Origin of the sequence: Micromonospora sp. WMMD729 (genome assembly GCF_049315225.1) — a bacterium.
Lineage (GTDB): Bacteria > Actinomycetota > Actinomycetes > Mycobacteriales > Micromonosporaceae > Micromonospora.
In genome coordinates, this window is record NZ_CP186059.1 from 2,551,863 (window position 1) to 2,576,304 (window position 24,442).

General features: G+C 71.6%; 24 protein-coding genes. 12 read left to right on the top strand and 12 right to left on the bottom strand.

Annotation, left to right across the window (positions count from 1 at the left end; all coding sequences use genetic code 11):
• Positions 1-5: 5 nt before the first annotated feature.
• Positions 6-1,433 (bottom strand): endo-1,4-beta-xylanase, encoded by a 1,428-nt coding sequence (locus ACN263_RS11600; protein ID WP_422739802.1) that lies wholly within the window; start codon positions 1,431-1,433, stop codon positions 6-8.
• 712 nt (positions 1,434-2,145) lie between these two features.
• On the opposite strand from ACN263_RS11600, the gene ACN263_RS11605 reads away from it, so the two are divergent.
• Genes ACN263_RS11605 through ACN263_RS11615 form a run of 3 tightly spaced genes read left to right on the top strand, consistent with a single transcriptional unit; the run spans position 2,146 to position 5,068 of the window.
• On the top strand, positions 2,146-3,357 hold the full coding sequence (locus ACN263_RS11605) for an ABC transporter permease (RefSeq protein ID WP_422739803.1): 1,212 nt from the start codon (positions 2,146-2,148) through the stop codon (positions 3,355-3,357).
• Positions 3,255-4,250 carry an ABC transporter substrate-binding protein gene (locus ACN263_RS11610; RefSeq protein WP_422740684.1) on the top strand — a complete coding sequence of 332 codons (996 nt, stop codon included), beginning with the start codon at positions 3,255-3,257 and terminating at the stop codon, positions 4,248-4,250. Before ACN263_RS11605 ends, ACN263_RS11610 begins: the two co-directional genes overlap by 103 nt.
• Positions 4,250-5,068, top strand: coding sequence for an ATP-binding cassette domain-containing protein (locus tag ACN263_RS11615; RefSeq protein WP_422739804.1), 819 nt, complete (start codon positions 4,250-4,252; stop codon positions 5,066-5,068). The genes ACN263_RS11610 and ACN263_RS11615 overlap by 1 nt, the downstream gene beginning before the upstream one ends.
• A 90-nt stretch (positions 5,069-5,158) precedes the next feature.
• Here the strand turns inward: ACN263_RS11615 and ACN263_RS11620 are convergent, their stop codons facing one another.
• Together ACN263_RS11620 and ACN263_RS11625 are read right to left on the bottom strand one after the other, a co-directional pair.
• Positions 5,159-5,854 carry a FadR/GntR family transcriptional regulator gene (locus ACN263_RS11620; protein ID WP_266241432.1) on the bottom strand — a complete coding sequence of 232 codons (696 nt, stop codon included), beginning with the start codon at positions 5,852-5,854 and terminating at the stop codon, positions 5,159-5,161.
• An 8-nt stretch (positions 5,855-5,862) separates the two neighbouring features.
• The gene (locus ACN263_RS11625; RefSeq protein WP_422739805.1) at positions 5,863-7,257 is read right to left on the bottom strand and encodes an enolase C-terminal domain-like protein; all 1,395 of its coding nucleotides are present in this window, start codon (positions 7,255-7,257) and stop codon (positions 5,863-5,865) included.
• Between the two features lie 422 nt (positions 7,258-7,679).
• Here ACN263_RS11625 and ACN263_RS11630 point away from each other — a divergent pair, with 422 nt between their 5' ends.
• On the top strand, positions 7,680-8,174 hold the full coding sequence (locus ACN263_RS11630; RefSeq protein WP_422739806.1) for a GNAT family N-acetyltransferase: 495 nt from the start codon (positions 7,680-7,682) through the stop codon (positions 8,172-8,174).
• 79 nt (positions 8,175-8,253) lie between these two features.
• On the opposite strand, the gene ACN263_RS11635 is transcribed toward ACN263_RS11630, so the two are convergent.
• Complete coding sequence (locus ACN263_RS11635) at positions 8,254-8,607, bottom strand: TraR/DksA family transcriptional regulator (protein ID WP_422739807.1); 354 nt, start codon at positions 8,605-8,607, stop codon at positions 8,254-8,256.
• A 35-nt stretch (positions 8,608-8,642) separates the two neighbouring features.
• A complete protein-coding gene (locus ACN263_RS11640; protein ID WP_422739808.1) occupies positions 8,643-9,659 on the bottom strand; it encodes an ion transporter in 1,017 nt (338 codons plus the stop codon).
• Positions 9,660-9,756: 97 nt separating this feature from the next.
• Between ACN263_RS11640 and ACN263_RS11645 the strand changes: the two genes are divergently transcribed.
• A complete protein-coding gene (locus tag ACN263_RS11645; protein ID WP_422739809.1) occupies positions 9,757-10,440 on the top strand; it encodes a TetR/AcrR family transcriptional regulator in 684 nt (227 codons plus the stop codon).
• A gap of 70 nt (positions 10,441-10,510) precedes the next feature.
• Here ACN263_RS11645 and ACN263_RS11650 read toward each other — a convergent pair whose 3' ends face one another.
• Positions 10,511-11,368 carry an SDR family oxidoreductase gene (locus ACN263_RS11650; RefSeq protein WP_422739810.1) on the bottom strand — a complete coding sequence of 286 codons (858 nt, stop codon included), beginning with the start codon at positions 11,366-11,368 and terminating at the stop codon, positions 10,511-10,513.
• 96 nt (positions 11,369-11,464) lie between these two features.
• On the opposite strand from ACN263_RS11650, the gene ACN263_RS11655 reads away from it, so the two are divergent.
• Positions 11,465-11,851, top strand: a complete 387-nt coding sequence (locus ACN263_RS11655; RefSeq protein ID WP_422740686.1) for a winged helix-turn-helix transcriptional regulator — start codon at positions 11,465-11,467, stop codon at positions 11,849-11,851.
• Here the strand turns inward: ACN263_RS11655 and ACN263_RS11660 are convergent.
• Positions 11,848-12,504: a DUF6624 domain-containing protein gene (locus ACN263_RS11660; RefSeq protein WP_422739811.1), complete on the bottom strand. Its 657-nt coding sequence runs from the start codon at positions 12,502-12,504 to the stop codon at positions 11,848-11,850. The two genes, ACN263_RS11655 and ACN263_RS11660, sit on opposite strands and share 4 nt — an antisense overlap.
• Positions 12,505-12,559: 55 nt before the next feature.
• Complete coding sequence (locus ACN263_RS11665; protein WP_422739812.1) at positions 12,560-13,522, bottom strand: helix-turn-helix transcriptional regulator; 963 nt, start codon at positions 13,520-13,522, stop codon at positions 12,560-12,562.
• A gap of 386 nt (positions 13,523-13,908) precedes the next feature.
• Between ACN263_RS11665 and ACN263_RS11670 the strand changes: the two genes are divergently transcribed.
• From ACN263_RS11670 to ACN263_RS11680, 3 genes are all read left to right on the top strand, one after another.
• Positions 13,909-14,571 (top strand): hypothetical protein, encoded by a 663-nt coding sequence (locus ACN263_RS11670; RefSeq protein ID WP_422739813.1) that lies wholly within the window; start codon positions 13,909-13,911, stop codon positions 14,569-14,571.
• A 71-nt stretch (positions 14,572-14,642) separates the two neighbouring features.
• Entirely contained in the window at positions 14,643-16,595 is a 1,953-nt protein-coding gene (locus tag ACN263_RS11675; protein ID WP_422739814.1) for a Xaa-Pro dipeptidyl-peptidase, read from the top strand.
• Between the two features lie 172 nt (positions 16,596-16,767).
• Complete coding sequence (locus ACN263_RS11680) at positions 16,768-18,276, top strand: phosphoesterase (protein WP_422739815.1); 1,509 nt, start codon at positions 16,768-16,770, stop codon at positions 18,274-18,276.
• Between the two features lie 73 nt (positions 18,277-18,349).
• Here ACN263_RS11680 and ACN263_RS11685 read toward each other — a convergent pair whose 3' ends face one another.
• Positions 18,350-18,874, bottom strand: coding sequence for a MarR family winged helix-turn-helix transcriptional regulator (locus ACN263_RS11685; protein WP_422739816.1), 525 nt, complete (start codon positions 18,872-18,874; stop codon positions 18,350-18,352).
• Positions 18,875-18,985: 111 nt separating this feature from the next.
• Between ACN263_RS11685 and ACN263_RS11690 the strand changes: the two genes are divergently transcribed.
• The 3 genes from ACN263_RS11690 to ACN263_RS11700 are packed head-to-tail and all read left to right on the top strand — an operon-like array spanning position 18,986 to position 22,468.
• The gene (locus ACN263_RS11690; RefSeq protein ID WP_422739817.1) at positions 18,986-20,578 is read left to right on the top strand and encodes an LLM class flavin-dependent oxidoreductase; all 1,593 of its coding nucleotides are present in this window, start codon (positions 18,986-18,988) and stop codon (positions 20,576-20,578) included.
• 40 nt (positions 20,579-20,618) lie between these two features.
• Positions 20,619-21,215, top strand: a complete 597-nt coding sequence (locus ACN263_RS11695; protein WP_422739818.1) for an ArsR/SmtB family transcription factor — start codon at positions 20,619-20,621, stop codon at positions 21,213-21,215.
• Positions 21,212-22,468 (top strand): MFS transporter, encoded by a 1,257-nt coding sequence (locus tag ACN263_RS11700; protein WP_422739819.1) that lies wholly within the window; start codon positions 21,212-21,214, stop codon positions 22,466-22,468. The genes ACN263_RS11695 and ACN263_RS11700 overlap by 4 nt, the downstream gene beginning before the upstream one ends.
• A 478-nt stretch (positions 22,469-22,946) precedes the next feature.
• Here ACN263_RS11700 and ACN263_RS11705 read toward each other — a convergent pair whose 3' ends face one another.
• From ACN263_RS11705 to ACN263_RS11715, 3 genes are read right to left on the bottom strand one after another with little or no spacing between them, the layout of a single operon-like run.
• Positions 22,947-23,327, bottom strand: coding sequence for a VOC family protein (locus ACN263_RS11705; RefSeq protein WP_422739820.1), 381 nt, complete (start codon positions 23,325-23,327; stop codon positions 22,947-22,949).
• 26 nt (positions 23,328-23,353) lie between these two features.
• On the bottom strand, positions 23,354-23,956 hold the full coding sequence (locus ACN263_RS11710; protein ID WP_422739821.1) for a DUF4291 domain-containing protein: 603 nt from the start codon (positions 23,954-23,956) through the stop codon (positions 23,354-23,356).
• 50 nt (positions 23,957-24,006) lie between these two features.
• Positions 24,007-24,417 (bottom strand): MmcQ/YjbR family DNA-binding protein, encoded by a 411-nt coding sequence (locus tag ACN263_RS11715; RefSeq protein WP_422739822.1) that lies wholly within the window; start codon positions 24,415-24,417, stop codon positions 24,007-24,009.
• Positions 24,418-24,442: the final 25 nt, after the last annotated feature.

Below are 24,442 nucleotides of genomic sequence, written 5' to 3' on the forward strand. Positions count from 1 at the left end.
ACGGGTCAGCTCGCGGTGCAGGTCGGAGTGGCGGAGGGGCCGCTGCCGGTGCCCTGGAAACCGAACTCGGTGCTGCCGCCCGCGCCGACCTGGCCGTTGTAGTCGACGTTGCGGAAGTCCACCGCGCCCGAGGAGCCGCTGGCCTGCGCGCTCCACGTGTTGGTGACGGCGGCGCCCGAGGGCAGCGTGATCCGGACCGTCCAGCCGCGCAGGGCGGTGGATCCGGCGTTGACCTTGACCGTCGCGACGAAGCCACCGTTCCAGGAGTTCAGCGACACCGAGGCAGAGCAGCCGCTGCCGGTGGGCGGCGGGGTGGTCGGCGGCGGCGTCGTGGGCGGCGGGGTGGTCGGTGGCGGGGTGGTGGGCGGCGGCGTGGTGGGCGGCGGCGTGGTCGGGGTGCCGGTGCCCGCGTTGAGGGCGTTGAGGACGGAGGTGTACGCCGCCTTCTTGTTGCCCGAACGGTCGAACAGCAACGGGTTGTCGTTGCTGCGCCACGAGTCGCTGTCCCGTACGCCCCACACCGTGATGCCGGTGCAGCGCGGGATGGCCATGCAGGCCCGGGTGACCTGCGCGTACGCGTTGGCCTGGTTGGAGCCCTGGGCGATGTCCAGCTCGGTGATCTGGACGTCGACGCCCAGGTCGGCGAAGCGCTGCAGGTTGGCCTGGTAGTCACCCGGCACCGTGGTGCCGAGGTGGGACTGGAAGCCGACGCAGTCGATCGGTACGCCGCGGGACTTGAAGTCGCGCACCATGTTGTAGATGCCGGTGGACTTGGCGTTGATGCCGTCGGTGTTGTAGTCGTTGTAGCAGAGCTTGGCGCCCGGGTCGGCGGCGCGGGCGGCGCGGAACGCCGCTTCGATCCAGTCGTTGCCGGTGCGCTGCAGGTTCGAGTCGCGTCGGCCGCCGCTGCCGCCGTCGGCGAACGCCTCGTTCACCACGTCCCAGGCGTAGATCTTGCCCCGGTAGTGGGTGGCGACCTGGGTGACGTGGTTGATGGCGGCGTTGCGCAGCGCGGTGCCGGACATGCCCTGCGCCCAACCCGGCTGCTGCTGGTACCAGAGCAGCGTGTGGCCCCGCACGATCATGCCGTGCGACTGGGCGTGCGCGACGATCTGGTCGCCGCCGCTGTAGTTGAACCGACCCTGCTGGGGCTCGGTGGCGTCCCACTTCATCTCGTTCTCGGGAGTGAGCTGGTTGAACTCCCGGTTCACGATGCCCGCGAACTGGCTGTCGGACAGCTTGAAGGCGGGTACCGCGGCGCCGTAGTAGCGGCCCTTCTCGGCCGCCGAGGCGCCCAGCGTGGTGCCGGCGTTGGCGGTGGAGGTCACCGCCACCGTCGCGGCGACCGCCGCGAGGGTGGCCGCGAGCGGCACCAGCACCCGACGGCCCCGGAACCGGGGTCGCGGTGCGCGTTCGTCGGGGATCTTGTCCATGGTCCTGCCTTTCGACAAATGGTGGCGGCGGAGTCGAGGTCGGGGCTGCCCGACCGGTGGTGGGCTGCCCGGGGGACCCGTTCGGGGCGGGATTCGGCGGTGCCCGGAGCGGTCCGGCGGTCGACATCGGCGATGCCTGCGGGGCGGACGTCACGAAGGGCGACCGCGTGCGCGGTCGCGGAAACACGGCGTACGCCGGACAGGTGTGGCTCGGACAGGTCACCGGCCGTCGACCGGGTCAGAGGACCCGATGCCCTTCGAGGTGCCGATGATTCCGAACGGAGGGACGTGCCCTCGACTCCTTGGCGGAACATAGCATGTTATCGATAACATGCTCAAGGCGAGCGGGGACCGGCCAGCGAGCCGCTTCGATGACGATGTCCGCACCGTCCAGGTCGGACGTTACCGCTAACAGTGCGTCCGGACACGACGCTCACCAGCACCCGGTCGGAGGCAACGGGTTTTGGTCCGACGTATCGTTTCCGAGACGCGCATAACGATGCCACAACATGCCGGTAAGACCTTGGCAACACGAGTGTGACCATGGCAAGGTAACGCCTGATCACCGGAAACATCTGATCTATCGTGCAAGCGCTGCGGGTGTGACCCGTGCGTGACTTCCTGGGGAGGTCCGGTTGCGAAGGACAGCGTCGATCACCGGCGGCGGCGCGCGCCGACCACAGAACACAGTGGACGAGAGTCGGGCCGGGCGATGAGTGCCGCCGAGGCGACCGGGCAGGCCCAGGGCGGAGCGCTCAACGACTGGCTGCGCGAGCGCATCTCCCACGCGCTGTCCGAGTTCACCGCCGCGACGGCGCTCATCGTCCTGTTCATCGCGCTGAGCTTCGCCAGCCCCTACTTCCTGACCGCGGACAACCTGTTCAACATCGGCGCGCAGACCGCGGTGATCGCCATCATCGCCGCCGCGCAGACGATGGTGATCATCACCAAGGGCATCGACCTGTCGGTCGGCTCGGTCGCCGCGCTCGCCGGCGTGGCGGGCGCGATGGTCGTCCGGGACCTGGGCTTTCCGCTCCTCGCGGCGACGGCCGTCGCGATCGGCGTCGGCGCCCTGGCGGGGCTGCTGAACGGGTTGCTGGTCACCGTCGCCCGGATCCCCCCGTTCATCGCGACGCTGGGCACGATGTCGGTCGGCCGAGGGCTGGTCTTCATCATCACCGGCGCGGTCGGCGTCTACGGGCTGCCCAAGTCGTTCCAGCTCCTCGGCAACGGGGAGATCATCGGCATTCCCTTCGCCGTCGTGATCACCGCCGTGGTCGCCGTCGGGGTCGCCTTCGTGCTCTCGCAGACCCGGTTCGGGCAGTACACCTACGCGATGGGCTCCAACCTGGAGGCCGCGCGTCGTTCCGGCATCGCGGTGGGCCGTCATCTGACCTACGTGTACGTCCTGGCGGGCGTCCTGGTCGGCCTCGGCGGCATGATCGCCGCCTCCCGGGTCAACTCCGGTCAGCCGAACTACGGCATCTCGCTGGAGCTCGACGTCATCGCCGCCGCGGTCATCGGCGGCGCCAGCCTGTTCGGCGGGCAGGGCCGGCCGGATCGTCGGGACCATCATCGGCGCCTTCCTCATCGCGCTGGTCCGCAACGGCGCCGTCCTGCTCGACATCAGCATCCACTACCAGCAGGTGATCGTCGGCCTGATCATCTGGGCTGCCGTCTACTTCGACCAGTACCGCCGTCGGCGGCTGGAGTCACGGGGCTGACCTGCCGTTCCCTGAACTCACCTGAGGAAGGACGAACACCATGGCACACACCACCACCAGCCGACGTCCACGAGGTCGACTCCTGCGCGCGCAGGCCATCCTCGCCGCCGCCGCGGCGACCGCTCTGCTCAGCGCCTGCGGCGGGGTCGAGGTCCGGGACGGAGGCGACGGCGCGACCAAGGACGCGTCCGGTCCGCTGAAGCTCGCCGTCGTGCCCAAGGCCGTCGGCGCCGACTACTGGAACACCGTGAAGGCGGGCGCCGAGTGCGCCGCGCAGCGCGCCGGCAACGTCACCGTCCAGTGGGACGGGGTGACCACCGAGACCGACGTCGAGGGTCAGGTCAACCTGATCCAGAACTTCGTCACCAAGAAGGTCGACGGGATCGTCTACGCGGCCACCGACTCCCGCGCGTTGGCGCCGGCGACCGACCAGGCGATCGGCGCGAACATCCCGGTCGCGATGATCGACTCGGGCACCAGCCCGCAGCCGTCGAGCGTGCCGCTCTTCGCCACCGACAACAAGGCGTCGGCCGTCGAGGCGGCGAAGCTGCTCGCCACCGAGCTGGGCCCCGGCAACCACGACGTGGCGCTGGTGGAGTTCCAGCCCGGCTCGCAGACCAACACCGAGCGGGTCGACGGCTTCAAGGAGGGCCTGAAGCAGTTCCCCAACCTCAAGCTGGTCGGCCAGCAGCCCAGCCGCAGCGACGTGAACGAGGCACGGCGGGTCACCGAGAACATCCTCACCGCGAACCCCAACCTCGCCGGCATCTTCGCGGCCAACGAGCCGAGCGTGCTCGGCGCGGCGCAGGCGATCCAGGCGGCGGGCAAGTCCGGCAAGGTGGTCATCATCGGCTGGGACGCCGCCCCCGACGAGATCGCCGGGCTGCGCAACGGCCAGATCTCGGCCTTGGTCGTGCAGAACCCCTTCAAGATGGGCTACTTCGGCGTCGACAAGATGGTCAAGCACCTGCGGGACAAGGCGCCGCTGGCGTCGGCGGACACCGGGGTCACCTTCGTCACCAAGAAGAACATCGACTCGGCGGAGATCAAGGCGGTTCTCGAGCCGAGCTGCGCCAACCCCCCGGTGCAGTGATGGCGACGACCTCCGCGCCGACGGCCGACAGCGACCAGCAGCGGTCTCCCGAGGAGCCGCCGGTTCTGGAAGCCCGCGGGATCGTGAAGCGGTTCGGCCACGTCGAAGCGCTGCGCGGCGCCGACTTCACCGTCCACCGGGGCGAGGTCGTCGCGCTCATCGGCGACAACGGTGCTGGCAAGAGCACGCTGGTCAAGACGCTGTCCGGCGTACACGCGCCGGACGAGGGAGAGATCCGGGTCGGTGGACGCCCGGTCCACTTCGCGACTCCGGTGGACGCCCGGCGCGCGGGGGTGGAGACCGTCTACCAGGATCTCGCGGTCGCCGACGACCTCAGCGTCGCCGCCAACCTCTACCTCGGGCGGGAGATCCTGCGCACCGGGCTGCTCGGTCGGCTGGGGCTGCTGGACAAGCGGGCCATGCGGCAGGGTGCCGCTGCGGCCCTCGACGAGCTGGGCGTACGGATTCCGCGGGTCACCACGCCGATCGCGATGCTGTCCGGCGGGCAGCGGCAGTGCGTCGCCGTGGCCCGGGCGATCATCTGGGCGACGAACGTGGTCATCCTCGACGAGCCCACCGCCGCGCTGGGCGTCGTGCAGACCGAGCGGGTGCTCGACGTCGTCCGGCGGGCTCGCGAGGCGGGCATGTCCGTGGTGCTGGTGAGCCACAACATGCCGCAGGTGTTGGAGATCGCCGACCGGGTGGAGGTGCTGCGTCTCGGCCGGCGCGCGGCTCGGCTGCGCGCCGACGAGGTCACCACCGACGATCTGGTCGCGGCGATGACCGGAAGCATGGCCGCGGAGCGGGATGAGCGGTGACGGGGATCGCCCGCCCGTGAGCGCGCCCGGTGGACCGGCAGCGGTCCGACCGACGCGCGGCACGGGCGGGCGGTCACCCGCGTGCGTCGTTCAGCCCTCGTCGGGCAGCCCCTGGAGCGATTCCTCGACACCGATGAGGTGGTTGGCCATCCGGGTGCGGGCCCGCTCCGGGTCGCGCGCCCGGAGGGCCTTGAGGATCGCCACGTGCTCGTCGTGGGTACGCCGGTCGGCGCCCTCCTCGTGCAGGCTCCGCCAGAGCCGTCCGCGCAGGGTGCGCCCGGCGAACGCCTCGATCAAGCCGATGAGCACCGGGTTGTCGGCGTGCGCGGCGATGATCCGGTGGAACGCGATGTCGATTTCCATGATGCGTTCGTGGTCCTGCGGCGACCGGCCGGCGATCCGCGCCGCCTCGTCGAGCAGCTCCCCGGCCTGAGCCAGGGCCTCGTCGGTGATCCTGGTCGCGGCCAACCGGGCGGCCTCGCACTCGAGCAGGCGGCGCACGGTGTGGATGTGCCGCCCGTCGCCCTGCCCCTGAAAGTCGACCACGAAGCCCATCGGGGCCAGCAGTTGCGGCGCGTCGAGGTTCGTGACGTACGTGCCGTCACCCTGGCGGATGTTGACGATGCCGAGGATCGACAGCGCCGACATGCCCTCGCGCAGCGAGCCCCGCGAGACACCGAGGGACTCGGCGAGGTCCTTCTCGATGGGCAGCCGATCCCCGGGTTTGAAGGTCCCTTCGAGGATCATCCGCTTGATGCCGTTCACCACCTCGTCGGTGCGGGACATGACACCTCCTAGCGGCCGGCGGGGGTGGCCGTTCCACCCGCGATCACGTACGGCTCCGGAGATGACACGGTAGCCGTCTCGGTCGAGGCCCAGTAGCGCCCGTCCGGGAACCGGTACCGTTCGATCGACTCGGGGTGCATGCGGGTGGAGTAGCCGGGCGTGTCGGGCAGGACGTACCCGCTGCCCCAACCGGTGTCCCGGATGACACACGGGTCGGTGAAGTGCTCGTGCAGGTGGTCGACGAACTCGGTGACGCGGCCGGTGAGATCGCCGGAGACCGCGACGTAGTCGAGCACCGACACGTGCTGGACCATCTCGCAGAGCCCGACTCCGCCGGCGTGCGGGCACACCGGAACGCCGAACTTCGCGGCGAGCAGCAGCACCGCGACGATCTCGTTGATGCTGGCCAGCCGGCCGGTGTCCAACTGGCAGAAGTCGATGGCCTCGGCCTGGAACAACTGCTTGAACATCACCCGGTTGTGGCAGTGCTCGCCGGTGGCGACGCCGACGGGAGCCACCGCGCGGCGCACGGCCGCGTGGCCCAGGATGTCGTCCGGGCTCGTCGGCTCCTCGATCCACAGTGGTGTGAAGCGGGCCAGCGCGTTGACCCACTCGATGGCCTGGTCGACGTCCCACACCTGGTTGGCGTCGAGCATCAGGTTGCGGTCCGGACCGAGGATCTCGCGGGCGATGGTGCACCGGCGGATGTCGTCGTCGAGGTCGGCGCCCACCTTGAGCTTGACGTAACCGTAGCCGGAGTCGACGGCCTCCTGGCACAGTCGGCGCAGCTTGTCGTCGCCGTACCCGAGCCAGCCCGCCGAGGTGGTGTACGCCGGGTAGCCGGTGCGCGCGAGTTCGGCCAGGCGGTCGGCCTTGGTGCTCTGCTGGGCCCGCAGGATGGTCAGCGCCTCGTCCCGGGTCAGCGCGTCGGACAGGTAGCGCAGGTCCGCGATGTCGACGAGTTGTTCGGGGGACATGTCGGTGAGCAGCCGCCACAGCGGCTTGTCGGCCAGTCGCGCGACCAGATCCCAGGCCGCGTTCAGCACGGCCGCCAGGGACAGGTGGACGACGCCCTTCTCCGGGCCGAGCCAGCGCAGTTGGGTGTCGGAGGTGAGCAGGCGGTAGACCGCGCCCATGTCGGCGGCCATGGTGGCCACGTCCAGACCCACCAGGCGATGGGCCTGGTGTGCCGCCGCCGCCACGACGATGTCGTTGCCCCGACCGATGGTGAAGGTGAGGCCGTGACCCGCCAGCGGCACGCCGGCGCTGTCGACGCCGTCGGTGTGCAGGATGACGTAGGCCGCCGAGTAGTCGCCGTCCTTGTTCATGGCGTCGGACCCGTCAGCGGTCAGCGAGGTGGGAAAGCGGACGTCCTCGACGGTGACGCCAGTGATCTGCGGCATGCGCTCCTCGCCCGGCTCGGCTAAAGATCAGATGATCATTTGGAGTATACGGAGGGCGGTTTGGCCGCGTCAACGACGCCATCGGGCCGATACGCATAGACGTCTAACGTTTGGTCGCGCTCTCCGCAGTGGACGGCGGTGGTCACTCACGACGGCTCACGCCGTTGCGGGCAGGTTGTGGTAAGGGAACCTGCGAGTTGCGGGGAAGGTTCGACGTTCGCATTCGCGGCTCAATGAGCCGCCCGGACGGGCCGGCGTCGTCGAATCGATACATCACATCTTTCGGCGAGCGGACGCCGGACGTGCGGGACGTCGGTGAGCGCGGCGCGGGGCCGGCGTCCCCGCACGGTACAACTGTCTGAGACGACTGACCCGCGACACCGTCGAGGGAACATGTCCGACGCACAGATCGGAGCCCCACCATGGCCGAGATGACCCTGCGACCGATGAGCCCCGGCGACGCCGACCGCGTCCTGGCGATCTACCAGCTCGGCCTCGACGGCGGGGACGCCAGCTTCGAGGTCACCGCACCGACCTGGGCGGCGTTCGACGCCAGCCGCCTCGCCGCGCACAGGTTCGTGGCCGTCACCGACGGCCTCGTGCTCGGTTGGGTCGCCGTCACGCCGACGTCGAGCCGCCCGGTCTACGCCGGCGTCGTCGAGCACTCCGTCTACGTCGACCCGGCGGCTCAGGGTCGTGGCGTCGGTCGGCTGTTGCTCGATGCGCTGATCACCTCGACCGAGGCCGCCGGCATCTGGACGATCCAGTCCGGCATCTTCCCCGAGAACACCGCCAGCCTGGCTCTGCACCGGCGGGCCGGGTTCCGTGCCATCGGCGTGCGCGAGCGGATCGGCCGCCACCACGACCGCTGGCGGGACGTCGTCCTGTTGGAACGCCGCAGTCCCACCGTCGGCTGACCGGGAGCCGTCCCGGCGGCCCGCCCGGCACCGACCGCGCGGCGTCCGCCGGCCAGCCGGCCCGCGGGCGCCGCCACCGTCACCGGTGGCTGGCGCAGGCGACGCAGGTACGCGCCGACGGGCGGGCGGCGAGACGCTCGGCGGGGATCGGACGGGAGCACCGTTCGCAGACGCCGTAACCGCCCGCCGCGACCCGGTTCAGGGCCTCGTCCAGTTCGGCGAGGCGTCGACGTGCCGCGTCCAGGACGGCGCTGAGTTGTGCGCGCTCGAACGCGATGGTGCTGCCCTCGGGGTCGTGTTCGTCGTCGGCGTTCGACGACCGGGACGCCTCGAACAGGCTCCGCAGGTCGGCTTCGAGCGCGGTGATCTCGGCGGTGGTCTCGGCGCGCCGGCGCAGCAGGTCCGCACGGATCGCGGTGTGCTCGGTGTCCATGGCGATTCCACGCTACCCGTGCGGACGGGCGCGGGTCATCGTTCGGAGCGTGCCTGCACGCGGTGCGGTCGGCCGTGGGTGTCGTCCCGGTCGATCCGCAACTCCCGCTCCAACTCGCCGATGACCGCCCGCAGGTCGTCCAGCCGCTGGGTGAGTGCGATGCGGTCCACCTCGTCGGGTACGCCGTCGCCGTCCTCGTCGTAGCCGGGGGCCAACCGCTCGGTCATCTCCAGGCGGCGGGCCTCCTCCATGGAGTTGACGATGACCGCGATGAGGATGTTGAGCAGCAGGTTGACGGTGATCACCACGTAGCTGACGTAGTAGAGCAACGTCCACGGCGAGATGGCCAGACCCTGCTCGATCAGGTCCGGCAGCGTCTCCAGCGACAGCAGCACGAACAGTGTGAGCAGCGACCGGCCGATGTCCCCGTACTCGTCGGGGTACCGGTCGCCGAAGATCAGCCAGCCGGCCATCCCGTACACGTAGAGCGTCACCACGGCCAGCGCGAGGAAGCCGGTGACGCCGGGCAGGCTGCGCCACAGCGCGGAGACGATGGTCCGCAGGCCGGGCGAGAACCGCACCAGCCGGACCATCCGGGCGACCCGCACCACCCGCAGCAGCGCCGCGTCGCCGTGCAGGCCCGGTACGAAGATGGCGGCGATCACGACGAAGTCGAAGACGTTCCAGCCGTGCCGGAAGAAGTCCTGTGGACGCCGGCCGTACGCGGCCAACCGGATGCCGATCTCGACGGTGAAGACGGCGCGGAAGAACAGTTCCAGCGCGTGCAGCGCGCCGGTCCCGGGGAACAGTCCCTCGTACGTCTCCACACCGAGGACGATCCCGTTGGCGAGGATGACGACGACGATGCCGATCTCGAACGGCCGCGAGCGGGCGAGCCGAGCGCAGGCGTCCGTCACCGTGGGTCGGCGACCGCCGGTGCGTGCCCGGTCACCTCGTTGTGCGGGAGCGGACGGTCCGCTCACCGGGCGGCCGATGCGTCGGTCGGTGCCGAGGTCGCCGCGCGGGACCACCTCCGGTCGTCGTGGCGGCACGGAAGCATGGCGACCAGCCTAGTGCCTTTCGGGTAAGGAGTGCCGGGCCGCGCGGCACCTGAGCGGCGAACCCCGGGGCAGGCCCTAGAGTGGATCGGTGACCGACGCAGCGGGGAGGCCGGGCGACCGCGCGGCCGGTCGGCAGCCGATCTGGGCCAGACCCGAACGGGGAACCCGTGGCCCCGCGCCGACGCACAGCCGGGAGGCGATCGTCGCGGCGGCGATCAGCCTGGCCGACACCGAGGGGCTCGGCGCGGTCTCGATGCGGGCCGTCGCGGGCGCGCTCGGCACCGCCGCCGGATCGCTCTACCGATATCTGTCGTCCCGGGACGACCTGCTCGACCTGATGACCGACCGGGTGGTGGGGGAGTTGCGGCCGTACCCGCCGGAGCAGGACGACTGGCGGGACGAGATGCTGCTGGTGGCCCGGCAGCAGTTGGCCCTGTTCCGCGCCCACCCGTGGCTGGTGGACGTGATCCAACGGCCGTCGGGCGTCGGCCCGGAGAGCCTGGCCTGGTTCGACAACTGCCTCCGGATCCTGGCGCCCGTACGCTGTCCCGTCACCGCGAAGTTCGAGGCGCTCGCCGTGCTGACCGGTGTGGTGAGCCTGTTCGCCCGTAGCGAGGCGGCGGCCGGGTCACCGAGTTTCGCGGGCGTCGACCTCGGGGCGTACCCCCATCTCGTCGCGGCCCTCGGCCGGGTCGGGCCGCCGACGCCACCGGCGGACCTCTTCGGGCGGACGCTGCGCAGCCTGCTGACCGGCCTGCTGACCCCCGGCTGACCGGGCGGGCGACGGTGGGTGCGCCCCCGTCGCCCGCCGGCCCGACGAGACCCGGACCGGCCTCGGCCGGTCAGGCGTACGCGGCGCGGACGGCGTCGCGCAGCCCGGTCGGAGGCCGGCCGATCAACCGGCCGAGGTCGTCGCTCTCGGTGGCCAGTTCGCCGATGGCGATCGAGTGGTCGAGGGCGGCCACGAACCCGGCGGTGCCGGCGTCGAGCCCGACGTTCTGCAACGCGGAGGCCAGGTCGGCGGTCGACATGTCCCGGTGCGCGACGGCGGTGCCGGTGACCTCGGTGACGGCGTCGGCCAGCTCGTCGAAGGTGAACGCGGCGCCGCCCAGCTCGTAGACGGCGTTGCCGTCCTCGTCCCGGGTCAGCGCCGCCGCGGCGGCGGCCGCGTAGTCGGTCCGGGGTGCGGCGGAGACCTTGCTGCCGCCGGTGGCGCCGAGGATGGTGCCGCTGCTCAGGTACTGCGGGAGCTGATCGGTGTAGTTCTCGGTGTACCAGCCGTTGCGCAGCACCGTGTACGACAGCCCGGACGCGGCCAGCACCTCCTCGGTGGCCTTGTGCTCGGGAGCGAGCGGGTTCGTGGTCGTGTCGGCCTTCAGGATGCTGGTGTAGACCACGCGCTCGACCCCGGCGAGCCGGGCGGCGTCGATGACCGCGGTGTGCTGGGGGACCCGCTGCCCGGGGGTGTCCCCGGAGATGAGCAGCAGGCGGCGTACGCCGGCCACGGCGCCGGGCAGCGTCGACGGGTCGTCGTAGTCGGCCTGCCGGATCTCGACACCGCGCGCGGCCAGGTCGGCGGCCTTCTGCGGGCTGCGCACGACGGCGGCGATCTCGGCGGCGGGCACACCGGCGTCGAGCAGGTGCGCGATCACCAGCCGGCCGAGGCGGCCGGTGGCGCCGGTGACGGCGTAGGTAGGCATGGGGACCTCCGATGAGCGGTGACTACTAGTAAGCACTTACGAATCTATAGCACCGGCTGCTCAGTAAGTATCGGGTACCCTGGTGACGTGACCGACATGCCGGCCCGGGACCCGGCGGGGCCTACCCAGGAATTCGTCAGCGATGTCTTCGCGCGTAGCTGCACCTCCCGCGCCGCCTTCGAGGACGTCACCTCGAAGTGGGCCTCGCTCGCCCTGCTCGCGCTCGGCGAGGGCAGCTACCGGTTCAACGCCCTGCGGCGGCGCATCGAGGGGGTCAGCGAGCGGATGCTCTCCCAGACCCTGCAGACGCTGGAACGCGACGGGATGCTGACCCGCGAGGTGCTCACCGCGATCCCGCCGCGCGTCGAGTACACGCTCACCCCGCTCGGCGCCCAGGTCGCCGAGCAGCTCCGTGGCCTCGCCGACCTGCTGGAAGCCTCGGTGCCCGAGGTGCGGGCCGCCCGCGAGCGCGAGCGGAGCTAGTTGGTGTCCTGGGCGCAGATCTTGGTCATCTCGGCGAGGTAGCTCGCGAGGGTGGGCAGGCCGGCCTCGGCGCGGCGCCCCTCGACGCCCGCCTCGTCCCGGATCGGGGTCGCCGGGACCGGACCGTCCGGCCCGCAGCGGATCTGTGTCCCGTACACCTGGGGTTCGCCCTTGCCCGCCGCGACCCGGTCCTCGAGGTAGGCGAGGTTGCCGGGTGACGCCTGGTGGGCGGCGACGGCGGCGCGCAACAGCTCCAACGCCTCCTGCTGGAAGGCGGGATCCAGGTCGGAGTGCTGGGCGATGGCCCACGCGGCGTTGCCGCCGTCCTCGCCGACGAGAGCGAAGGTCGGCCAGCCGTGGTTACGGATGATCTCCTTGAGGCGGACGGTGCGCGCCTGGTCGGACTCGGTCTGCGGGGTGCCGTTACGGTCGGCCTGGTCGCGCTCCAGCATCGCGACCAATTCGTCGTGCAGCGCCTTGTCGAAGGCGGCGGGCGAGGTGGCAGCGGAGGCGGCCGGCGCGGCGGAGGCCGATCGGGTGTCGTCGGTCGAGCCGCCGGTGGGCCCGGGCGAGGTGCCGCAGGCGACGAGCAGCAGCAGACTCGCCAGCGGCAGGCCGGCCAGCGGGCGGGTCGTCCTCCACCGGATCGGCACGGCATCGATTGTTGTCGGTACCACGGCGCCTCACAAGGCGCGCGTCCGGGCCACCTCAGGCGTGCAACGTCTCGCGGGGCGGCACGCCGTAGCTGGCGTGGTACCGGGCGGTGAACCTGCTGTGGCTGACGAACCCCCAGCGGCTGGCGATGGCCGACACGGTCTCCCGTCGCGGATCGGCCCGGATCAGGTCGTGGTGCGCCCGGTCGAGCCGGATCCGGCGCAGGTACGCCATCGGGGTCGTGCCGAGGTGCCGGCGGAACGCGAGCTGCACCGCGCGCAGGGAGACGGCGGCGGCGTTGGCGATGTCGGCGGCGCTGATGTCCCGTTCGGCGTTCTCCTCCATGAAGGCGACGGCGCGACGCACCGTCGCGGTGCTGGCGTCGTGTCGGTCCCCGGCGGTGTCGTCGGTGAACGCCGTGTTGGGGAAGATCGCGAGCGCCGCCGCGGCGAGCATCCGGGCGGCGTTGCCGATCACCAGCGGCTGGGCGCTGGTGGCCGGGTTGTCCAGGACCACGTCGCTCACGTACCTGGTGGTCCGCCGCCACTGCCGGGCGAGGGCCGCGTCGACGCGGCCGAGGTCGGTGAACCGGATCGGGCCCGGCCGTCGGGCCGGCGCGGCGGTCGCCACCTGGGCGAGCACCCCGAGGTCCAGGACGCAGAGCTCCACCTCGCCGGGCTCCCAGCGCAGGGCGAACGGCTCAGCCGGTCGGTTGGTGAGGAACACGTCACCCGGTCCGAGGCGGTGGGGCATTCCATCGGCGACGCGGCTGATCCGGGCGCTGCGGGAATGACAGACGATCAGCCCGTCGATGTCGTCCACCTCGATGTCGAGATAGGCGCTCTGGCCGGTCGTGGCGAGGGCGAACGGCCCGGCGTCGACGCGTCGGTGGACCAGGCGGTAGCCCGTCTCGCCGGCACGGATGCGGAGGCCGGCGGTGTAGGTGCTGGCCAGGAAGCGGTGGATGGCCTCGGGGTCGTGACTGTCGAATCCTCGGGTCTGCACTGGTGACGTCATCCGCTGACTCCGTCCGGGGAAGAGACCGCCGGGTGGGGGCCAGTGCCGGCGGTGTGTCGGGACGTGCCTGGGCGTACGCGCCGGTGATGACGGCGCGTTGCCGACCGGTTCGGCGGTGGTGGCGTCCGGAGGGCCGTGCGAAGAATTCCCTCTAACTCACATATCCATTGATGGGAATTTCACCATACGGCAGCAAGCCCGCGCATCGCTGTCGATCCGCGATATTGCCGAGCCGACTTCGCTTTCCGGCTATCGCGCGTGGCGATCCTGCGCCCGCTGTCCTAGTCGCCCTCGATGGTCGCAGCGAAATCTTGTTCATGATCTGCCGGGCGTCCCCGGCGTCCGGAGCAGAGCCGGAGATCCGGCCGACAAACGGGGGTGAGTCGTTGGACAGTATCGATCCGGACCGCGTCGTACGACTGGCGGTGGCCGAGGCGTTGGCGCGGGTGGCGGACGAGGACAGCCTGGGACTGGGTGAGGGCGATGCGCTGATGAGCCTCGGCGTCGCCCTGCGGGAGGTGCTGCGTCGCGCGCTCGACGACCGCGTCCCGCTGACCACGCCCGAGTTCGTCGACCTCTGCCGCGACCTGCGGCTGAATCGCGACTCGTTCGACCTGCTGGGGCACTACCTGCTGACGGCGTTGCTGGCCCACCAGGTTGGGCCGGACGCCCTGGTCCGCGTCGGGGCGCTGCTGGGCACCGTCCGGCGCTACCTGCCCGCTCCTCGGCCACCCGCGCACCGCAACCAGGGGCCCGAACCCCGACGCCGCGACGTGCGCGCGGACAACAGCGTCGTGGGCCGCTACCGGCGCGCCAAGCTGCCCGAGCACCTGCCCAACCCGCCGAGCTGGACCTGCACCGGGTGTGGCCGCGAGTGGCCGTGCGCGACCAAGCAGAGCCAACTGCTCGCCGAGTTCGGCGGCGCGCGCGCCTCCCTCGCCGTCTACCTCGGCTCGTGCCTCGTCGCCGCCGCCCAGGATCTGCCGGCCCTGCCCCTGCCCAGCGCGCGGCACCGCTTCCTGGGCTGGCTGCCCCGCGCACGGATCTGACGTCGGCGCTGGGCAACGAGGCATCGATGCGGTGGAATGTCCTGGACGCGTCGCACCCCGGGAGGACACCGATGCCGACCGCCCGAATTCGCGCCCGGAGCGCCGCCGCCCTGACCGGCCTGCTGGTGGCGGCACTCGCCGCCGCTCCCGCGACCGCCGACCCGACCGACCGCCACCGGCCGACCCCACCCCACGTCGTCGGCACCGGCACGGTGCCCGCCTACTCCTACGCCGGGGCGATCCGGGAGAGCGTCTGGGTCGAGACCCGGACCGACAGTGACGGCGACGGGGTACGCGACCGGGTCGCGGTGGACGTCGTCCGGCCCCGGGAGGCCGCCGCCGCAGGGGTCCGGGTACCGGTCATCATGGAGGCGTCGCCCTACTACCGCTGCTGCGGCCGGGGCAACGAGGGCGAACGCAAGGCGTACGACGCGTCCGGTGTGATCACGAAGGTGCCGCTGTTCTACGACAACTACTTCGTCCCGCGCGGGTACGCCTTCGTCGCGGTGGACCTCGCCGGCACCGCGCGCTCGACCGGGTGCCAGGACGTCGGAGGCCCGGTGGAGGTGGGCAGCGCCAGGGCGGTGGTGGACTGGCTCAACGGCCGGGCCCGCGCGTACACGGCCGACGGGCGGCCGGTCGACGCCGGCTGGAGCACCGGTCGGGTCGGCATGATCGGCAAGTCCTGGGACGGTTCGGTCGCCAACGGGGTCGCCGCCACCGGCGTGCCGGGCCTGGCCACCATCGTGCCGGTCTCGGCCATCTCCAGCTGGTACGACTACATGCGTTACCAGGGGACGCTGGTGTCGCCCGACTATCCCGGCTGGCTGCACTCGGACGTCAGCAGCCGCCCCGAAGAGGCCTGCGCGAGCATGCTCGCCCGGCTGCGGGCGGACAGCGCCGAGCAGACCGGCGACTACAACGGGTTCTGGGCACAGCGCGACTATCGGCCGTCGGCCGACCGGGTGCGGGCCAGCGTCCTGGTGGCGCACGGTCTGAACGACCTGAACGTCACCACGAACCAGTTCGCCCGCTGGTGGCAGGAGTTGGCCGAGCGGGGCGTGCCCCGCAAGCTGTGGCTCTCCCAGGCCGGCCACCAGGATCCGTTCGACGTGCGACGCGCCGAGTGGGTGGCGACCCTGCACCGCTGGTTCGACTACTGGTTGCAGGGGTTGCCCAACGGGGTGATGGCCGAACCGAGGGTCGACCTGGAGACCGCGCCCGGCAGGTGGACGACGCAACGCGACTGGCCGGCGCCCGGAACCCGGGACGTACGGGTTCGGCTCGGCGTCGGCGACGGTGTGACCGGCACCCTCGGCGGGCGCGGCGCGCGGCCCGGCCAGCAGCGGGCGTACGTCGACGAGTGGCTGACCGAGGAGACGGTGGTCGCCGAGCCGAACACGGCTACCGCCGGCCGGCTGGTCTTCCTCTCCGGTCGGCTGGACGCCGCGCTGCGGATCTCCGGCAGCCCGTCGGTGCGCCTGCGCGTCCGGGTGGACCGCCCGACCACCCAGCTGACCGCTCGTCTGGTCGACTACGGCGCCGCCGAGCGGAGCTGGTTCGGGGCGGTGCGGTCGCTGGACACCGAGTCCTGCTGGGGAGCGTCCACGCAGGCCGACGATGCCTGTTACCGCGACACCGAGCAGATCACCGAGGTCACCGATCACGCGGTGCTGGCCCGGGGCTGGCTCGACGCCGCGCACCATGCCTCGCTGCGGTTCACCACGCCGCTGCGGCCGGACCGGTGGTACACGGTGACCGTGCCGCTGAACGGCTACGACGCGGTGCTGCCGGCCGGACACGTCCTCGGCCTGGTGCTCGGTCAGAGCGACCCGGAGTTCACGATGGCCGATGACCGGGACGCGACCGTGCGGGTCGACCTCGGACGCAGCGAACTGGTCCTGCCGGTCGCCGGCCGCAGCGGGCTGCCCGCCGTCGACGTCGCGCCGGTGGTGGCGACCGCAGCCGCCACGCCGTCGGCGGCCGGGTCGGCGCGTGTGGAGCGGGAGCGGCAGCGGCCCTGATCCTGGCGCCCCGCTGTCGTGCCGTCACCCGCCGCCGCCCGCCGCCGCGCCCTTCAACGGGCTCTGCCAGGGAGTTCACCGGGTACCCGTGCACCGTACGGCGACCGTTCACCGGCCTCTTCGAGGCTTCTTGATCGAAAGAGCATTCGCGTGATCGAGGAGAGGCTCTGACGTGAGAGACAAGCAAGCCGAAGAGGTCGAGCGCGCCCAGTTGTCGCGGCGCAAGCTGGTCAAGTACGCGGGTGTCGGCGCGACCCTGGCCGCCGCGAGCCCGCTGGTGGGTGCCGGGGCGGCGTGGGCCGACGAGGAGCGCCGGCCCGGCACCGACGAGGCCGACCGGGGCGCTGTCAAGAACCGGTCGTGGCGTGCGGGTGACCACCACGTCCACTCCGAGTACAGCGGCGAGTTCGACACCACCAGGAGCCCGATCGTCTTCCACAAGGGCGCGGACGCGGTCTACCCGATCGTCACCAACGCCATCATGGCCAAGAACTTCGGCCTGACCTGGGCGATGTGCACCGACCACGGTGGACCGACGCACTCGAAGGTCAACATCGAGCAGGCGTACCCCGACCTGCTGCGCTCGCGCAAGCTCGTCCCCGAGGTGCTCCAGTTCTGGGGCATGGAGTTCGACGCGCCCGCGCTGGACCACCACACGCTGATGATCCCGCGCCACGACGACGAGGCGAAGCAGCTCTTCGAGCTGGAGAGCCGCTTCGCCAAGTACGACGCGTTCCCCACCGACCCGGCCCGCGACACCGAGGCCAAGATGGTGGAGTTCCTCAAGGTCGCCCGGGGCATGCCGCACAAGCCGCTGGTGATCGCCCACCACGCCTCCCGTTCGGCGCCCGGCCTCGGCGTCTACGGCCAGGACACCCCGCGCGAGTTCCGCAACGGCAACAACGCCGCGCCCGACGTCTACATCGGGTTCGAGGGCGCGCCCGGCCACCAGGCCGGTCCGCTCAACGGCGGCAAGCGCGGCGGGTACGGCAACCACCCCACCTACGGCGGCTTCGACCAGATGACCGCGCGGGTCGGCGGACTCTGGGACTCGCTCCTCGGCGAGGGCCGGCGCTGGTGGATCACCGCGACGTCCGACTCACACGTGCACTGGACGCGCGGCGGCTCGGACTTCTGGCCGGGGGAGTACAGCAAGACCTACGTGTACGCCCGCCAGGACTACGGCGACATCATGGACGGCCTGCGCAACGGCCGGATCTGGGTGACCACCGGCGACCTGATCCGCAGCCTCGACGTCACCGCCACCTCCCAGGGGCGTACGGCCGAGGTCGGCGAGACCATCACGGTCAACCGTCGCAGCCGCACCGACGTCGAGATCGAGATCCGGTTCCGCCCGCTGGACGGCGTGAACGCCAACGGTGACCGTCCCGAGGTCCGGCGCGTCGACCTGATCGTCGGCCAGATCACCGGACCGAGCGCCAACCTGGACGCCGACACCAACCCCACGACCAAGGTGGTGGCCCGGTTCGGCCCGCGCGACTGGCGTCGCCAGGGTCACGACTACGTCATCCGGCACACCCTGCGCAACGTCGAGGCCGACACGTACGCCCGGGTGCGCGGCACCAGCACCGACGAGGCCGAGCCCCTCGCGGACGGGCTGGAGAGCCCGTGGGACGACCTGTGGTTCTACTCGAACCCGGTGTTCGTGCACGTCCGCTGACCCCACCCGACCCTCCCTGTTGATCAAGAGGTTCGCGTCACATTACCGGCCTTCGGTGACGCGAACCTCTTGATCAACGCTGTTCCCGGGCCGGATCGGGTCGTACCTCGGTTACCGCCTCGCAGAGGTCGCGGAGGGGGTCGGTGGCCTGGGTGGAGCAGGCCACCTTTTGCAGCAGGGTCCGCAGGGTCGCCGACTCGTGCGGCGTGAGCGAGCCCAGCAGGTGCGCCTCCACCCGTCGGAGCGCCTCGCGCCGCTGCTCCCACGCCGTCCGCCCGGCGTCGGTGACGTCCACCAGCCGGCTGCGCCGGTCGGCCGGGTCGGGCCGCCGGGTCACGAACCCGGGTCGTTCGAGGTCGTCGATCAGGTAGGTGAGCACGGTGCGGTCGAGCCCCAACTCCTCGGCGATCGCGCCCTGATTGCGGCCCGGGCCGGTGACCGCGGCGGTGAGCACCTGATAGCCGCGCGGGCCGCCGGGAAAATCGGTCAGCACGTGCTCGGCCGCCCGGACGTAGCCCCGGAAGACGATCCCCAGCATCCAGCCCAGATCGTCGTCGAGCGGATCGGGCCGGTCCGGCCGGTCGGTGGCACCCGTCATACCCCGACGATAGCCGAAGTCACAGATCTTGTTGGCAGGAGATGTTCTGTCTGACATAAGGTCGATTTCACGGCGCATCGCGCGGCGCGGCGTACGACAGGAGGCTCACCCATGAGCGACTACGGCCACGACCTGGTCTTCGGCTCGTTCACCACGCCCGGCAACGACGATCCGGACCGCACCGTCGGGCTCGCCGTCCTGGCCGAGCAGGTCGGCCTGGACCTGGTCACCTTCCAGGACCACCCGTACCAGCCGCGGTTCCTGGACACCTGGACGCTGCTGAGCTTCGTCGCCGCCCGCACCGACCGGGTGCACCTGTCCGCGAACGTCACCAACCTGCCGCTGCGTCCGCCCGCGGTGCTCGCCCGCAGCGTCGCCAGCCTCGACCTGCTCACCGGCGGTCGGGTCGCGCTCGGTCTCGGCGCGGGCGCGTTCTGGGACGCCATCGAGGCGATGGGCGGCCGGCGGCTGACCCCCGGGCAGGGCGTCCGGGCGTTGGAGGAGGGCATCGACGTCCTCCGGCAGATGTGGGACGCCGAGGCGCGCGGCGGTGTGCGCGTCGACGGCGAGTTCCATCGGGTGGTCGGCGCGAAGCGCGGTCCGGCCCCCGCCCACCCGGTGCCGATCTGGCTCGGCGCGTACAAGCCACGCATGCTCGCGCTCACCGGTCGGCGGGCCGACGGTTGGCTGCCCTCGCTGGGCTACCTCGAACCCGGTGACCTGGCCCGGGGCAACACGATCATCGACGACGCCGCCCAGGAGGCCGGCCGCTCACCCGCCGACGTCCGCCGGCTGCTCAACATCTCCGGCACGTTCGCCACCGTGGGACGCGGTCTGTTGCACGGACCGGCCGAGCAGTGGGCCCGGGAGCTGGCCGAGTTGGCGCTGGGAGACGGGATCGGCACATTCATCCTGGCCAGCGACGACCCCGACGCCCTGCGCCGGTTCGCCGGCGAGGTGGCGCCCGCCGTCCGCGAACTGGTCTCGGCCGAGCGTGACCGGGACGCCGCGTCGGTGCGTACCCCGGCCGAAGTCCTTGCGGACACGCAGCCGGCGGCGGTGGTCGCGCCCACCGCGCCGCCGGCCCGCGCCCGGGTAAGCGCCGGCGCCTTCGCGGTGGTGCCGACGCCCGACGACGGCCGCCGACTCAGCGACCGGCAGGTCTGGGACGAGGCGGCCCGCCCCACCGGGCCCACCCCCGACCCCGCCCGCACCTACACGGCGCACGAACAGGCCACCGGCCAGCACCTGGTGCAGGTGCACGACGGGCTGCGCGCCGAGCTGGCGCAGATCCACGACCTGATTGAGCAGGTCGCGGCGGGCGAGATCGATGCGGGCGCGGCGCGGTCCCAGATCAACACGATGACCATGCGACAGAACCGGTGGACGTTGGGCGCGTACTGCGAGTCCTACTGCCGCATCGTCACCACCCACCACACCATCGAGGACCAGGCGCTCTTTCCGCGACTGCGGCAGGCCGACCCGCGGCTGCGCCCGGTCGTCGACCGCCTGGAGCAGGAGCACCACGTCATCCACGAGGTGCTGGAGGGTGTCGACAAGGCGCTGGTGGCGTACGTCGGCGCGCCGGACGGGCTGGCCGAGCTGCGCGCCGCGGTGAACCTGCTGACCGACGCCCTGCTGTCGCACCTGAGCTACGAGGAACGGGAGCTGGTCGAGCCGCTGGCCCGCCTGGGGGTGCTCTGACCGGGTTGCCCCCGACAATCTGAGAGACTACTTTCGAAACATGTCTCTCAAGAATCCGTACGGGGATTTCGAGATCACCGAGCCGCAGGCGCTGCGGGCGCTCGCGCACCCCGTCCGCCTGGCCATCCTCGACCGGCTACAGCGGCACGGCCCGTCCACGGCCACCGGGCTGTCGTCGCACGTCGGGGCCACGCCGTCGGTGGTGAGCTGGCACCTGCGCCACCTCGCCACGTTCGGCCTGGTCACCGACGCCGACGGCGGCACCAGCAAACGGGAACGCTGGTGGCAGGCAGCCGCCCGCGGGTTCCGCTTCAGCCTGCCGGACGACGCCGAGGGGCAGGCCGCGGCGCGGCAGCTCCGCGGCGAGATGTTCGCCCGGTACGCCGACGCGCCCCAGCAGTGGCTGTTGCAGGAGGAACCCCGACTCGACGACACCTGGCGCGGCCTCGCCGGGGTGGCCGACACCCGCTTCGTCGCCACCCCCGACGAGCTGCGCCAACTCGAAGAGACGATCGAGGAGCTGCTCGCCCCGTACGTGCGGCGCAAGGACGACGAGACGCCCCCGGCCGGCGCGCAGGTCGTACGGATGCTGCGCTACCTGCTGCCCGAGGTCGCCGACGACGCATCCGCGTCATGACCGCCGTCGACGCCCCGGCCGCACCGGTCCTGCGCCGAGACCGGCGCTTCCGCACCTTCTGGATCGGTCAGACGATCACCGCGTTCGGTGACCGGATCAGCGAGCTGGCCCTGCCCCTGATCGCCGTCTCCCTGCTCGCCGCGACGCCCGTGCAGGTCAGTCTCCTCACCGCGCTGATCTGGCTGCCCAACCTGCTCGGCCTGTTCCTCGGCGCGTGGGTGGACCGGCGCACCCACAAGCGTCGACTCCTGATCATCGCGGACCTGGTCCGCGCGGTCGTGCTGCTCAGCCTCCCGGCGGCGTACCTGTTCGGCGCGGTCACCCTGACCCAGCTCTACCTGGTGGCGCTGCTCACCGGCGCCGGGGAGGTGCTGTTCGCCCTGGCGCAGCAGGCGTTCTTCGTCGCGCTGGTACCGCGATCGGCCTACGTGGACGCGAACAGCAAGCTCAGTGTCAGCCGCTCCCTGTCGTTCATCGTCGGTCCGGCCGTCGGCGGCGGGCTCGTCCAGGCGCTCAGCGCGCCGGTGGCGGTCCTCGTCGACGCGGTGTCCTTTCTCTGCTCCGCCCTGCTGCTGCGTCGCATCCCGGTCACCGAGACCCCGCCACCGCCACGGCAAGCGTCGACCCTCGGCATGGTCCGCGAGGGCATGACGTTGGTGCTGCGCCACCCGGTGCTACGCGCCGCGCTCGGCTGCACCAGCACCGTCAACTTCTTCACCTTCATCGCCTCGGCGCTGCTGGTGCTCTACGCCAACCGTGAACTCGGCCTGTCGGCCGGCGCGATCGGCGTCGCGTTCGGCGTCGGCGCGCTCGGCGGCCTGGCCGGCGCGGCCCTGGCACCCCGCGTCTCGCGCGCCATCGGGCTCGGCCCCACGGCGATGATCGGCGCGGTGGTGTTCCCCGCCCCGCTGGCGGCGACCGCGCTGATCGCCGGCCCGACCTGGGCGAAGATCGCCATGCTGGCGGCCATCGAGTTGGTGTCCAGCGTCGGCGTGATGCTGATGGACGTCAACCTCAACGCCCTGCTCGCCGCCGTCACGCCGGACGACGCGCGGGGTCGTCGAGCCGGTGCGTACAGCGCCGTCAACTACGGCATCCGGCCGCTCGGCGCTCTGGTCGGCGGTGCGTTGGGCACCACCCTCGGCCTGCGACCGACCCTGGTCGTCGCCGGCCTGGGCGGCGTGCTCGCCGTGCTGTGGCTGCTCGCGTCACCGGTGCGCCACATCAGGACCCTCGACACCGTCACACCCTGACGCCGGGGGGCAGTCGCCCCGGGTCACCGCCGCTTCGGCTGGTCCCGCTCCTGACCGGAGGCACCCATCCTCTGAACCGTGATGCCTGTGGGGCATTGTGATGACCCACAGGCATCACGCTCCTCGCACCATCCGCCCCCGGAACCGACCGTGCACGGCCCGTCGTCGGCACGCGCGCCGGTCAGCTCACCTGCGCCGCGAGCAGCGCGGCCAGCTCGGCGGGCTGGGAGAACATCGGCCAGTGACCGGTGGCCATCGTCACGAGCCGCCACCGTTCACTGTCGAGCGGCGCCGCGACGACGTCGTTGGGCTCCGGCCCGTCGAGCAGGCACTTGACGTACGTGGTCGGTGAGACCCTGGCCGTCGAACTCGGCCGGGGCGAGCGGCGGTCAATCGCCGCCGTTGGCGGCGAGCACGGACTCGAACGCCGCCTGACCGAACCGCGAACCCTACTGCTGCCCTCCGACAGGCTCGCGGGTCACGACCAGGTTCGGGCCTGGGCGTCGAACACCTCGGGTGGACTCTCGACCGGCAGGACGCAGAGCAGGTGCCCGCCGGGCGCCCGCAGGATGCGGCACTCCCGCCACCGCGTCACCTCGGTGGCGCCCAGGCCGACCAGCCGCGCGGTTTCGGCCGGCACGTCGTCGGTCTCGATGTCGAGGTGGTAGCGCGGCGCGTCGTTGACGGCCTGAACGGCGGTGACCAGGCCGGGCACCGCCTCGTGCAGACCGACGAACTGCGGCTCGTCCGGGTGGGACCGGGTGTCGACGCCGAGGGCCGCCGACCAGAACTCCGCCGCCCGCGCGGCCTCCGCCTCCGGTGCGTCGATGAGCAACGCGTACACACGGCTTCGATGCATGCGAGGCAGGATATCGAGGACTCCTGCTATCCGCCCGCCGCGCCGAGGTGAGTGGCGATCCGGGCCGGTAGCGGATAGGGAGTCTCGACCGGTAGCAGGTTCGTCGCCGCCCTCTCATCGCCCGTCCGCACCAACTCCCGTATCCGGTGGACGGTGGGGGTGATGTCCGTGACGGTGACGATCCAGTCGTCGACGTACCGGGCGACCGCCTCACCGGACAGTCCGACCTGGAGGGACCGGTGGGGTAGAGCCGTCATCCGCAGCGTCCGTTCCGGGTCCCACTGCACCCGTACCGGACTGCTCCTGAGCTGCTGCGACCAGGTCGCCCGGTCACCGTGCACGCCCCGGTCGTAGTGGCTCAGACAGGCTCGCGCCAGCGCCCACTCGAAGCCCTCCCGCGCGATGTCGATCGACAGCACGCGCTCCTGGCCGGCCTTGGTGGCCCAGCCGCAGCGGTACATCATCCACAGGAACGACGGCTTGATCCAGGTCATGCGGTCCCGCTTGAAGGGTGCCACGAAGCGGCCGGCGGCCACCGCCGGCAGCGCGACCTCCGGAGGGTACGCCTGGTACACGGTGATGGTCTCGGCCGAATGGCGAGCGCGGATCTGACGGGCGGGAACGGACACGCCGCGATCCTCGCCCATCCGGCCTGGCCCGATCCACCGGAATACCGCCCTCAGCCGGGCCGGTCGACCCGGGCGGCGAGCCGTTTGGGCGCCTGCACGCAGTAGCTCTCGGTGAGCAGCTCACCCACCTCGTCCCAGTCGGTCTCCGCGCCCAGGACCATGCCCATGACGGTCGGGCTCCAGTCCGGCTTGTAGAAGGGAGGCCCGACGCTCAGCAGACCGGCGATCTCGTCGAGCGGGGCGCGGAACACCAACAGGCAGGCCGGACGGTCGAGCGCGGCGGCGCGCGCGTGCACCGCCTGACGGTCGGGGTCGACGGTGAGCACATGGGCGAAGGTGCGCTTACGGATCCGCCACCGGGTGCCCACCCAGGCCGGCTCCTCGTAGGCCTCCGGCAATCCACAGCAGATCGGGCGCAGCCTGTCGAGGATCTCGGGCTCGACGTCTCCGGGTGCGGTCACGGGCAGGCACCCTAGTCGGCGGGTA

Coding starts and splice junctions, on each gene's coding strand:
- ACN263_RS11615 (WP_422739804.1), top strand. CDS start 4,250: ATGGCGACGACCTCCGCGCCGACGGCCGACAGCGACCAGCAGCGGTCT.
- ACN263_RS11690 (WP_422739817.1), top strand. CDS start 18,986: ATGAGCGACTACGGCCACGACCTGGTCTTCGGCTCGTTCACCACGCCC.
- ACN263_RS11705 (WP_422739820.1), bottom strand. CDS start 23,327: ATGCATCGAAGCCGTGTGTACGCGTTGCTCATCGACGCACCGGAGGCG.
- ACN263_RS11600 (WP_422739802.1), bottom strand. CDS start 1,433: ATGGACAAGATCCCCGACGAACGCGCACCGCGACCCCGGTTCCGGGGC.
- ACN263_RS11635 (WP_422739807.1), bottom strand. CDS start 8,607: ATGGACACCGAGCACACCGCGATCCGTGCGGACCTGCTGCGCCGGCGC.
- ACN263_RS11665 (WP_422739812.1), bottom strand. CDS start 13,522: ATGACGTCACCAGTGCAGACCCGAGGATTCGACAGTCACGACCCCGAG.
- ACN263_RS11650 (WP_422739810.1), bottom strand. CDS start 11,368: ATGCCTACCTACGCCGTCACCGGCGCCACCGGCCGCCTCGGCCGGCTG.
- ACN263_RS11695 (WP_422739818.1), top strand. CDS start 20,619: ATGTCTCTCAAGAATCCGTACGGGGATTTCGAGATCACCGAGCCGCAG.
- ACN263_RS11630 (WP_422739806.1), top strand. CDS start 7,680: ATGGCCGAGATGACCCTGCGACCGATGAGCCCCGGCGACGCCGACCGC.
- ACN263_RS11655 (WP_422740686.1), top strand. CDS start 11,465: ATGCCGGCCCGGGACCCGGCGGGGCCTACCCAGGAATTCGTCAGCGAT.
- ACN263_RS11685 (WP_422739816.1), bottom strand. CDS start 18,874: ATGACGGGTGCCACCGACCGGCCGGACCGGCCCGATCCGCTCGACGAC.
- ACN263_RS11620 (WP_266241432.1), bottom strand. CDS start 5,854: ATGTCCCGCACCGACGAGGTGGTGAACGGCATCAAGCGGATGATCCTC.
- ACN263_RS11625 (WP_422739805.1), bottom strand. CDS start 7,257: ATGCCGCAGATCACTGGCGTCACCGTCGAGGACGTCCGCTTTCCCACC.
- ACN263_RS11605 (WP_422739803.1), top strand. CDS start 2,146: ATGAGTGCCGCCGAGGCGACCGGGCAGGCCCAGGGCGGAGCGCTCAAC.
- ACN263_RS11700 (WP_422739819.1), top strand. CDS start 21,212: ATGACCGCCGTCGACGCCCCGGCCGCACCGGTCCTGCGCCGAGACCGG.
- ACN263_RS11675 (WP_422739814.1), top strand. CDS start 14,643: ATGCCGACCGCCCGAATTCGCGCCCGGAGCGCCGCCGCCCTGACCGGC.